General features: G+C 72.3%; 9 protein-coding genes. 4 read left to right on the top strand and 5 right to left on the bottom strand.

What is annotated here, in order from left to right:
- Nucleotides 1–122: 122 nt before the first annotated feature.
- Both ACFVVA_RS40240 and ACFVVA_RS40245 read right to left on the bottom strand, forming a co-directional pair.
- Nucleotides 123–1,550, bottom strand: coding sequence for a tetratricopeptide repeat protein (locus tag ACFVVA_RS40240; protein WP_387695645.1), 1,428 nt, complete (start codon nt 1,548–1,550; stop codon nt 123–125).
- Between the two features lie 9 nt (nt 1,551–1,559).
- Nucleotides 1,560–2,303 (bottom strand): hypothetical protein, encoded by a 744-nt coding sequence (locus tag ACFVVA_RS40245; RefSeq protein ID WP_387695646.1) that lies wholly within the window; start codon nt 2,301–2,303, stop codon nt 1,560–1,562.
- Nucleotides 2,304–2,505: 202 nt separating this feature from the next.
- Here ACFVVA_RS40245 and ACFVVA_RS40250 point away from each other — a divergent pair, with 202 nt between their 5' ends.
- Nucleotides 2,506–2,931 carry a hypothetical protein gene (locus ACFVVA_RS40250; protein ID WP_387695647.1) on the top strand — a complete coding sequence of 142 codons (426 nt, stop codon included), beginning with the start codon at nt 2,506–2,508 and terminating at the stop codon, nt 2,929–2,931.
- Nucleotides 2,932–3,004: 73 nt separating this feature from the next.
- On the opposite strand, the gene ACFVVA_RS40255 is transcribed toward ACFVVA_RS40250, so the two are convergent.
- Complete coding sequence (locus tag ACFVVA_RS40255) at nt 3,005–3,223, bottom strand: hypothetical protein (protein ID WP_387695648.1); 219 nt, start codon at nt 3,221–3,223, stop codon at nt 3,005–3,007.
- Entirely contained in the window at nt 3,220–4,152 is a 933-nt protein-coding gene (locus ACFVVA_RS40260) for a hypothetical protein (protein ID WP_387695649.1), read from the bottom strand. Before ACFVVA_RS40260 ends, ACFVVA_RS40255 begins: the two co-directional genes overlap by 4 nt.
- A gap of 649 nt (nt 4,153–4,801) precedes the next feature.
- Between ACFVVA_RS40260 and ACFVVA_RS40265 the strand changes: the two genes are divergently transcribed.
- The 3 genes from ACFVVA_RS40265 (at nt 4,802) to ACFVVA_RS40275 (ending at nt 7,576) form a co-directional block, all read left to right on the top strand.
- Nucleotides 4,802–5,443, top strand: a complete 642-nt coding sequence (locus ACFVVA_RS40265; RefSeq protein WP_387695650.1) for an RNA polymerase sigma factor — start codon at nt 4,802–4,804, stop codon at nt 5,441–5,443.
- Nucleotides 5,440–6,198 (top strand): hypothetical protein, encoded by a 759-nt coding sequence (locus ACFVVA_RS40270; protein WP_387695651.1) that lies wholly within the window; start codon nt 5,440–5,442, stop codon nt 6,196–6,198. The genes ACFVVA_RS40265 and ACFVVA_RS40270 overlap by 4 nt, the downstream gene beginning before the upstream one ends.
- Before the next feature lie 1,123 nt (nt 6,199–7,321).
- Nucleotides 7,322–7,576, top strand: a complete 255-nt coding sequence (locus ACFVVA_RS40275) for a hypothetical protein (protein WP_387695655.1) — start codon at nt 7,322–7,324, stop codon at nt 7,574–7,576.
- A 55-nt stretch (nt 7,577–7,631) separates the two neighbouring features.
- Here the strand turns inward: ACFVVA_RS40275 and ACFVVA_RS40280 are convergent, their stop codons facing one another.
- Complete coding sequence (locus tag ACFVVA_RS40280) at nt 7,632–7,982, bottom strand: hypothetical protein (protein WP_387695652.1); 351 nt, start codon at nt 7,980–7,982, stop codon at nt 7,632–7,634.
- Nucleotides 7,983–8,362: the final 380 nt, after the last annotated feature.

Below are 8,362 nucleotides of genomic sequence, written 5' to 3' on the forward strand. Positions count from 1 at the left end.
TGACCTGGGTGATCGCCGGGCCCTGATCCCGCATCAGCAGCGCCCCGAAGATGACCGGGCCCCGCCCGAACAGGTCCTGGCTCTGTCCGAGGCCTCGGGTGTGCTCGACACGCGAGGTTGGCCTACGGGGTGCCGCCGGTGGTCGCCCCGTTCAACGGGCCGCGGTCTCGGTGGCGCTTGGTCTCTCGCTCCCTCTGCTCCGCGGCCGCCCGTTCCTCGGCGATGGTTGGCAGGGCGGCGATGGCCTCGGCGGGGCGGCCCTGCCGGATCAGCAGCTCGGCCAGCGGCCCGGGTGCGAAGCGGTAGGGGGAGGAGCGGAGCAGGATGACGGCCTCCTCCGGGCGGCCGTCGCCGTCCAGCAGCTGTGCCAGCAGCACGTCCCGCTCGCCGGGTTCGTGCTGGTCCAGGGCCGTCGCCCCGGCGATGGCCTCGGCGTATTGCCCTGCCGCGCCGAGCAGGCGTATCCGCCGGGCGGGGTCGAGGACCGGGTGGTCGTCGGCATAGGTGTCGGCGTGGCGGAGTTCGTCGAGGAGGGCGGGGGCGCGTTCGGGCCGGCCATCCTCGACAAGAAGGTCGAGGGTCCACTGGAGGTGGCTGCCGCAGTCGAAGTAGTGGAAAGTGGGACGGCCGGCCTCGACGGCCTCGTCCACCCGGCCCTGCCGGGCCAGCAGGGCCATCAGTGCCCCCCGATCACCGGAGTGGTCGTGGGCGTCGATCCGTTCACGGACGACCGCCTCCGCCTCAGCCGCCCGTCCGAGCCTCTCCAGGGCGCCCGCGAAGGCCTCCACGGCCGAGCCACCGCGAGGTCCGGCGACGAGGGTACGCAGCTCCTCGAGCCGGCCGTTCCGGGCGAGGAGTTCGGCGTAGGCCTCGTACAGGTTCAGGGTGTGGTGCCGGCCGACGGCCACACAGGCGCTCAACCCCCGGATCGCCTCGTCCGCGCGGCCGGCCCGTTCCAGGACGCGGGCGCGCAGGACCTCCCGATCCCACCCGTCGTCGAGGCACTGGGCGTTCCCGTCCCACTCCGGCCCGTCCTCCTCGTCCCACTCCTCCTCGGCCCGGGGCGCGAGCAGCTCCAGCACCCGCTCGTCCCGGCCCTGGCCCTCGGTCATCTCGACCAGGGCGGTGAGCAGCCAGGACTCCCCAAGGTGGGGAACCATCACGTCGATGGCCTCGTCGACCCGCCCGGCCTGTACCAGCAGCTGCGCGTATTTCCGGCACGTCTCGCCGGAGTTCAGGCCGGCCACGTCCGGGCGCAGCATCGTCAGCGCGTCGTCCGCCTCGCCCCGTCGGACCATGATCTCGGCGGACAACCACTCGGCGGCCTCCCAGCCGGCGTGGACGAATGGGTCCAGCAGCTCCAGTGCGCGCTCGGACTCCCCGGCCGTGGACAGCTCGCGCGCGGCAGCCTTCGCGCAGAACCAGTCCGCGCGTTCCTGCGCCGCGCGGATCACCAGCTCCAACTCGCCTGCGCCGAGCAGGGATTCCACCATGCGCGGGCTGATTCCGCCGAGGTTCCAGCATTGCCACCAGAGGTCTTCGATGTTCACGTGGGCAGCCTACGAACCGCCACCGACAGTTGCGCTCCGTCGCGGCGGCAGGTATCGCCGCTCGTGCTTCACGACCCGCTGCAGGCGCTCGCGGTCGTGCCAGATCGACTGGAGGGCGGCTTCGATGTTGTTGGCGGACATCGCTTCGGGGTCGTCGACCGGCTGGTTGCCGCTCTCGGTGATCACCAGGACCAGCTCGTCCCCGTCCGCGCTGGCGGCCAGCGCGGTCTGGTCTTCACCCCGGCCGAATCGCCGCTCGTCGACCACGGCGCCTACCAGCAGCTCCGCCAGCGGATGCGCGAGAATGCCGCCGCCCGCCAGGCCGCCAACGACGAAGCCGCCGCCCGGGAGGAGATGCTGCGCCGGTACTACAACAAGCTCCGCGAGCCGGAGAGCGCGAAGCACCAGGCGATGAAGGAGCGGATCGCCCGGGCCGCCGAACGCCACGGCCTCCATGCCGGCGTCGAGGCCCGCGCGACCGACGGCCGGATCCGCACCGATGTCCTCGTCATCGGCGACGACGGTCGGCGGATCGGCTGGGAGGCCCAGTACTCGCCGATCACCGCCGACACCGTCCGCCGGCGCTCCCGCGCGGCCGCCGAGCATGGGATCGTGCCGCTGTGGGTGACCGACACCGACCGCTCCGCCGTGGTCGAGCGGGCGCCGTGGGCCCGCGTCGACGACTTCAGCTGGAAGGAGATCGCCTCCCCGCTCGCCATGGTGGTGCGCGCCGGGGTGCGGCACCTGCAGCACTGGAAGTGCCTGCCGAGCAGCGTGCGGCCCTGCCTGGTCAACGGCAGCTCCTGCGGCCGCTTCCACGCCGAGTGGTTCCTGCCCGCGCTGTGCCTGCCCGTGAAGGCGCCCACCGAGGTCGACCGGCTCGTCGTCGCCAGCGCGGACGGCGAGTTCGTGCCGATGCGCATCCCGAGCCAGCGACCCGCGCTCCGTCTCCCGGATGTGGGTGCCGGCGGCCGACCGGGACCGCTGGCACGACATGTTCGGCCCCGACAAGGACGAGGACTCCCCGGCCGAACCCGGGACCGCGGACGCCGGCATCACCTACACCCGCCAGGGACTCGACGCGACCTGCCGCTACGGCGAGGAGACCTTCACCTTCAACGACCCCCGGCCCCGACGCGGGAACTCCGCCAGCACCGGCCTGCACACCTTCGACGAGGTCCCCAAGCGGCTGCTCACGGTGCCCCGACAGGACCGCCGGCTCGACGCCACCGAGGCCCAGCGCCGCGAAGCCGCTCTCGCCCACGGTTGCGAGCCCTGGCAGATCGGCCCGTGCGCCGGCTGCGGATCGCCGATCCGCCGCTACGGCGACGCCGGCGTCCACGCCTGCGAGGTGTGCCGGGCGAGGACCGCCCGGTGGTAAGTACTCGCCGGGCACCAGCGGTGCCCGGTCAGGCTCGTCGTACCGGCGGCTTCGACCGGCCAGCAGCTCGTTGTCAGCCGTTCCGGCCTCGGAGGGCTCTGACGCCGAGGTCGTAGGCCATGGAACCGAGGGCGAGGGCGACGAGCGGCCACACCAGCGGGGAGTTCGGCGGAATGGTGCCGGACAGCAGTGCGCCGCCGACCGAGCCGGCCATGGCGGTGCAGGTCGGCGCGGCGAGTCCGCGCACCGGCAGGCCGCGCTCCGTCCCGGGAGCAACCGGCCGCCGGCTCATCGGGTCACCGCTGCGGCGAGGGCGCGCTCGGTGTGCCTGTCGCCGATGCGGGAGAGCTTGCGGCGGACTCGGTCGCCGACCTGGGCCGCCAGGCCGAGGTCGAGGGCGGCGTCGGCCCAGCTGCCCTTGCGGGTGGCCCAGAGGTTGGCGACAGAGGCCTCCGTCGCGTTCAGGCTGCGGAAGACGGCATCGATGCGGGGGTTGGCGAGGCAGCGGTCCAGCGCGAGGGCGTCGGCGGCAGGCCGGTCCGGAAGGACGTCCCGGAGTGTCACGCCGTCACGGTTGGGTGTCTCCAGCAGCCACACCCGTTCGGCGCTCCGTTCGCGGACCGCGCCGTCGGGGCCTCGCCAGTGGAAGCCGCCGGTCTTGCGTTCCCACAGGGGGGTCCATCGTCGGCGTTCGGCGGCGGTGTTCGCCCGCAGGATCGCCAGCAGTTCCGGGTCGGTGAGGTAGCTGCCGAGACGGTCAACCCAGTCCCCGAGCAGCATGGAGGTCACCGCGTCCCTCCACCGTTCGGGCCGTACCTGGCCGAGGACGTCACGCGTGAAGTTGTCGACGGTAGCGTGATCGCCCTCGATCGCGGCCCACCGGGCGGACAGTGCGGCCAGCAGGGTCTCGCGGGTCGGCGGCCAGTCGGAGATGAACCTCCACCACATCCCGACAGCGATCCAGCCCTCGGGGACCTTGTCCGAAAGCCAGAAGAACACCCCCAGCGGCATCTTCCTGATGGTCACCGGACCAGCAGGGATACCGACGTTCCCACCGGTCCTTCCCAGCATCAGGAGATGGAGGGCCTCCTGGCTCCTGGAGCGGCCGTCGGGGAGCGGATCCGTCTTCAGGCACTGGACCGCCCGGCCGGTCCAGTGCAGCGGGTCCTGAAGAGCGGCCAGCCCTACCGGGAGGGTGCAGCCCCGGGCTTCGGTGGTCATCTTGTTCTCGGTCCTCCGTCTCCTGGGGAACTTCCCCTACTCCTCGCCCCGGCAGCGGACCGAAACGGCAAAGAATCTCGATCCCCCTGATGTGATCCGCATCACGCCAAGTGGCGGCCGGGTGAGGCTCGCCGGTGCGGGCGCTGGGGAGTGGATTGCTCGCAGCGCCGGATTGGGGTGTGTTCGGTGGTGCCTCGCGCGCCCGGCAGCGGTCACGCCGACGCGAGTGGCGGGGATGAAGTCCTCGGCGGCAGCCGAGGTGAGGGCTGCGGCTGTGATCACGCGGGTCAGCGGTTGCTCGCCGAGGATGCTCGGCGGCTGCCGCCCCGGGTGAAGCGGGCGGGCGATCGCCTTCGCGCCGGCGGGCCGGGCGGCGCCGGCGGCCGCCTTGCGGACCCACGGCACCGGGTGCGCCCCGGACCGTTGTGTTTCGGTTCGGTCCGGCTGCGAGCGAACGGTGTGCTCGGGCGATCGTCGGGCGTCGCCGGGTGGGGACCGGTCGGTCAAGATGCTTGATCTTCCGTCAGATTTGCTCAACTTCTGCCCGGCCTGCAGAAACGGGGTGCCCAGTCGGTTTCCTGATCTCGAACAGGCCTCGCGGCCCGGACCGAGGGTCGGTCCGGGGTCCGGGGCGGGAGGACGGAAGACCATGGTCGGCATCGACGGCGGCGGTCGCGCTGATGCGCACGATGATGCCCCGAGCCCGCAGGCCCACCAGGACCCTCCCGAGCCGACACCCGATTCCGGGACCGCGGACCTCGCGGCGGACACCATGCTGCCCAACGAGCTGGTCGCCCTGATGGTGATGCACGGCGAGGCGTACTGGAACTACGCGCACCTGCACCTCGGCGACGCCGACGCCGCCGACGGCCTGGTCGACGACGTCTTCGCCGACCTCGCCGCCACCTGGGACACGGTGCTGCGCCAGGAGAACGTCGAGGAGTTCTGCTGGGGCGTGCTGCGGGCGACGGTCGACGACGCGCTGGAGCACCGCGCCCGGCCGTCGGCCTTCACCGAAGCCGCGTTCGCCGTCGCCATGAACGACGCCCGGGAGGCGTTCCAGGCCCTGGAGAGCGGGATCGGCCTGTTCGCGGCGATCGGCGACCTGCCGGGAAGGCAACACGACGTGGTCGTGCTCACCTACGTCCTCGGCTACCCGATCGTCACCGCCGCACGAATCATGGGTATCACCCGAGGCGGGGTGTACAGCCTGCGCCGCGACGCCCGCCGCCAGCTGGCCGCGGCGCTGGGTCTGGACGAACAGACTGCCGAGGAGGCGGAAGAACAGTGATCGACATCCGCAGCGCCGTCAACACGCAGGCCGACGCCGTCCGCGAGGCCACGGACTCCGGCCGGACCTGGGCGCGGCTCGCGGAAGTCCGCCTGCCCGAGGGCAGGAACCGGGCCGCCGCATACCTCGACGACGCGCCGGCCAGGATCGCCGCACGCCTCGCACAGCGGACCCCGACGCAGCCCTCGCTGTCGGTGGCGGCGCGTCTGGACCGCGCCAGGTTCGAGCTGCTGGCGCTGTGCCACCTCGTGGTGGAGGACACCCGGGCCCCGGGCTGGATCGCGGCGCTGGCCGACACGCCGGCGATCGAGCCGTACGGTGCGCTCGTGCTCGGCGCGCTGTGCCACCTCGCCGTCCACGAGGGCGACGACGAGGACGGCGCGGTGATGCGCCGCTCGCTCGCGGGCGGGCCGCGCACGTGGTGGCAGCTGGCCGCCGGCGCCGGGTGCTTCCAGGCCGCCTACGCCCTCGCACTTCTGTCCGCGGGCCGCGGCGACCAGGGGGAGGCGCGGCACTGGCATGACCAGGCCCGCCAGCTCTCCGACCGCCGGGACGTCCGGACGGCGGTCCTGGCCGCCTACGGCGGCTTCCAGCCCACCCACGGCCTGTGCTCCACCATCCGCGAGGCCCTGGCCTGCCTGCCGACCAGCCGCGACCCCGACTTCGGGCGCACCCTCGCAATCGACCCCGGCCCGCTCGCCGAAGCACTCCACCGCCACCGCACCGGCCCCTGCTGCCGTCCCACGATGCCCTAGACGGCACAAGGCCCGAGGCCGGTGGCGCAGCCGTCCCGACCGGCACCCACCCCCCGCTACCGTCAACCATGCGACCAGCCACCGCAACGACCGCCACCACCAAGGAGGACCAGGTGCCGCTGAGTACCTCACGCAACTCCTGGTTCTCCAGGGTCAGCCTGGTGTTCTCGGCAAGGAATCCCTGGACGTCGGCTTGGAGCTCGGCGATTCGGGCGTTCTTGCTCGCGATGGTTGTTTTGAGGTCGACGATCTTCTTGCGGAGCCGGGCCTCGGAGTCCGGGGTGCCACCGCGTGCTTTGACGCGGTCGTAGAACTCGTTCTTCAGGTCGGTGTGGCGTTGGGTCAGGGCGTTGCGGGGGACGCCTGCTTCGAGGGCGAGGGCAACGACGGTGAGCGCACCGTTGGAGCGCTCGGGGGTGCCGGTGAGGATGCGGTCCATCGCGGTACGGATGCGTCCGCGCCAGCCCGCCAGACCCGGGCGCGCTTCTCCGTGGCGACGCCGATGTCGGTGGCGACCCGGGGGAGGGCGTCCTCGGCCTGGCGGTCTCCGACGGCGGCCGCGATGGTCTCCAATGCGAGGACACCGATCCGATGCTGGGTGGCACGGTGCTGGGCGACCAGCTCGCGGAGCGCGTCCGGGGTGGTTCCGGTTTCGCCCTGCTGGAGGCGGGGAGTTCCGTGTAGCACCTGCAGCGTCACCCTCACCGCTGGGAAGCCGCCCTTGGCGAACGGCGGCATCCGTGCCGTCGCGCGAGCAACTGGGGTCGGCGAGACCACCGTCCGCAAGGGCGTGGACGAGTTGGAAGCCGGACCGGAACCATTGGGACGGGTCCGGCGGCCCGGCGGCGTCGCCGGTCCTCGGTTACGACTGGACCGGCGACCGGGCCGTACGTTGCTCGGCCGCCCGGTCGGGATCCGGCGGGTCAGGGCGCTGCTGCGGCGGCCGGCTCCCGTGCTCGGGCTGCGCGACATCGGCCGGTTCGCCCTGGCGGGATGCGGATACCGGTGGACCTGCTGCCGCTGGAAGACTGCCCCCGCTGAGGGGCGGTGGCGGGGTGTGCCTCGGGCGGGCCGGGGCACACCTGCGGGAGTCCGGCGTCAGCAGGCCACCACGGTGGAGACGGTGGCGGTCGAGGCGGGCCAGCCGGGCTGGTTCACCGAGAAGGTGTTGCTGACGGTGGCGCCGCACGGGGCGCTGGAGAAGACGCTGCCGACCTGGTTCGAGCCGGTCTGGACGAGGACGGTCGGGTTGACGGGGGCGAGGGGGGCGCTGCCGAAGACCGTGCCGGAAACGGCGAAGCCGACGGACTGGGGCAGCCAGGACGGGAGGAGAGGCGGCGCAGCTGCACCGCCTGTTACGGCCGTCCTCGCGCACTGACTCCCGCACCTGGCACCGTTCCGCCCAGTTGATTCTCGTCCAGCAGGGTGGGGTGCTACGAACGCCGAATCCTGATCAGCGCGGCACTGGGACTCCACTCGGCGTCGTAGCCGTACCGGTCGGCCTTCTCGACGATCCATCCGAAATGTTCACGGACCTCCTGAAGGTCCTCCTCGTCGCGCAGCTCGCCGGCGGTGAGGTCCAGACCGTTCTCGCAGCGGTAGCCGGCTTCGACGACGGTCGCGGCCTTGACCCGTTGCCCGCCGGTGCGGCCGCCCCAGGCGACCACGGTGAATCCGGCCGTTCCCGGTGTCCCGGCTCCGCCTGGCGCGTAGATCGGCAGGCCGAGTGTGCCGAGGAGCTTGTAGACCTCGGCGACGGTCGTCTTGGCGGAGGGTTGGACCATCGGCAGCTCAGCTCCGTTCGAGAGGTACAGGTACGGCAGTGTGGCGGTCGGCGATCGCCCTGTGCCCGGCCTTCCGGTTGGTCGAGAGTAACTGGCCACGGTACGGGCGGATCCAGGCTGGTCGGCCGTAGTTGGTCCTGTCTCACCGAAGGTTGAGCCTCACCGAAGTGCCCGACCCACTACCGCTCGCAGCCCGCTGAGGACACGAACGGCGGCCCACACCGATCAGCCAGGCGAGGGTGTGGCATGGCACTGTTGCGGAGGGTCCGGCCGGTCTGGCCGGGACGGGACTCAAACGAGTCCGGCCCCACCGCGTGAGCGGTGGGGCCGGAGCGATGTCCCGGTCAGTCTTCCAGGTCTGACCAGATGTTGAGACTGCC

The sequence above is a fragment of the Kitasatospora sp. NPDC058048 genome (assembly GCF_042885555.1).
Lineage (GTDB): Bacteria > Actinomycetota > Actinomycetes > Streptomycetales > Streptomycetaceae > Kitasatospora > Kitasatospora lactacystinica.

Coding starts and splice junctions, on each gene's coding strand:
- ACFVVA_RS40250 (WP_387695647.1), top strand. CDS start 2,506: ATGTGGGTGCCGGCGGCCGACCGGGACCGCTGGCACGACATGTTCGGC.
- ACFVVA_RS40255 (WP_387695648.1), bottom strand. CDS start 3,223: ATGAGCCGGCGGCCGGTTGCTCCCGGGACGGAGCGCGGCCTGCCGGTG.
- ACFVVA_RS40260 (WP_387695649.1), bottom strand. CDS start 4,152: ATGACCACCGAAGCCCGGGGCTGCACCCTCCCGGTAGGGCTGGCCGCT.
- ACFVVA_RS40265 (WP_387695650.1), top strand. CDS start 4,802: ATGGTCGGCATCGACGGCGGCGGTCGCGCTGATGCGCACGATGATGCC.
- ACFVVA_RS40280 (WP_387695652.1), bottom strand. CDS start 7,982: ATGGTCCAACCCTCCGCCAAGACGACCGTCGCCGAGGTCTACAAGCTC.